Here is a 1,866-nt window from a genome sequence, read left to right on the forward strand (position 1 = left end):
CCGAGCGGTTGAACATCGCGGTTTCCTGCCGGACGACGGAGATCTGCCGCCGCAGCGCCTGTTGGGTCAGGTCGCGGATGTCGATGCCACCCATCAGGATGCGCCCCTGTTCCACGTCGTAAAGCCGCAACAGCAACGAGACGGCGGTGGATTTCCCCGCACCCGAGGCACCCACCAGCGCCACCTTTTCCCCCGGCGCGATGGTCAGGTCGAACCCGGCCAGCGCGTGCCCCTCGCCACCATAGGCAAACCCCACGTGGTCAAACCGGATCTCGCCCGACTGTGCCTGCGGCAGGGCACCGGGCCTGTTGGTGATCTCATGGCCCGGCGTCAGCGTGCCGATCCCGTCCTGCATCTCGCCGATGTTGGTAAAGATCGACATGGCCACGCGGCCCAGCCGGTTGGTCAGCATGGACAGCCGCGTCGTGACCATGGCGGTCACCGCGATGTCCCCCGCCGTCGCCGTGCCGATGCTGTAGAGGTAGAGCGCGCCCAGGATCGACACCACGGGCAGGATGCCCCCCAGCGTCATCAGCACCATGCGAAAGACCGCCGACAGCTCTCCGAAATCCAGCGCGCGGGCGCGGTAATGGTCCAGCGCCGCGTGGGTCGCCGCGTCCTCGTCATCGTCGCGGGCGAACAGCTTGACCGTGGCGATGTTGGAATAGGTGTCGACGATCTGTCCGGTGACGGCGGTCCGTGCCCCCGCCCGTGCCGCCGACAGGCGCCGCACCCTCGGGATGAAATAGCGCAGCGCCAGCGCATACAGCACCGCCCAAAGCGCAAAGACCCCCAGCAGCCAGGGGTCGATCGCCCCCAGCAGGAAAAAGGCCCCCACGAACATCGCCAGCGCGTAGACGACCACATCCGTGGTTTCCAGCACGAGGTCGGTCAGCGCGCGCGACACCTGCAGCGCCTTCTGGCTGAGCCGCCCGGCAAAATCGTTCTCGAAGAAGCGCATCGAATGGCCAAGGACATGGCTGTTCAGCCGTTGCAGGACCATCGGAAACAGGTTCGGCCCCAGCATCACGCCCGACACGCCCGCGTCAAAGACGAAGATCAGCGGGCGGATCAGCAGGAAGAAGGCCAGCCCGAAAAGGATCAGCCACCAGAACGGCTCCCAGAAGGCGCCAGGGCCGGTGGCCTCGGCGCCGTCGATCACCCAGCCGGTAAAGCGCGCCGCGACCAGTTCGGAAATCCCGGTCATCGCGGTCACGAAGACCGCCAGCAGGATCGGCTTTTCCGCGCCTTTCAGCGCCCAGCGTGCAAAGGCCCACAGGCCCTGCGGCGGCGCACCGTCCGCAGGCTGGAACGGGTCGATCTTCGGCAGCAGGCGTCGGATCATTCCGCCGCCTCCACCGCGTCCTCACCCAGGAATCCGCCGGATTGCCGGTCCCAGTAGCGGGCATAAAGGCCCTTCTTCTCCAGCAGCTCGTCATGGGTGCCCTGTTCGGCGATGCGGCCCTCGTGCAGGACAACAATCCGGTCCATGCTGGAAATGGTCGACAGCCGGTGCGCGATGGCCAGCACGGTCTTGCCCTCCATCACCCGGCCAAGCGCCTCCTGGATCGCCGCCTCGACCTCGCTGTCGAGCGCGCTGGTGGCCTCGTCCAGCACCAGGATCGGCGCATCCTTGAGAATGGCACGGGCCAGCGCGATCCGCTGGCGCTGGCCACCGGACAGCTTGACGCCGCGTTCACCCAGGTAGGCGCCATAGCCGGTGCGGCCCCGAAAATCCTCCAGTTCCAGGATGAACTCATGTGCCTCGGCCCGTTTCGCGGCCTCGATCACCTCGGCCTCTGTCGCGCCGGGACGGCCATAGCGGATATTGTCCAGCGCCGAGCGGTTGAACATCGCGGTTTCCTG

General features: G+C 66.8%; 2 protein-coding genes. Both read right to left on the reverse strand.

Annotation, left to right across the window (positions count from 1 at the left end):
• A partial coding sequence (locus tag PVW46_RS13570) for an ABC transporter ATP-binding protein (RefSeq protein ID WP_274576189.1) occupies nt 1–1,345 on the reverse strand: 1,345 nt, incomplete at its 3' end.
• A partial coding sequence (locus tag PVW46_RS13575; protein ID WP_274576190.1) for an ABC transporter ATP-binding protein occupies nt 1,342–1,866 on the reverse strand: 525 nt, incomplete at its 5' end. The genes PVW46_RS13575 and PVW46_RS13570, both read right to left, overlap by 4 nt.

Source organism: Mameliella sp. AT18 (genome assembly GCF_028807275.1).
Lineage (GTDB): Bacteria > Pseudomonadota > Alphaproteobacteria > Rhodobacterales > Rhodobacteraceae > Antarctobacter > Antarctobacter albus.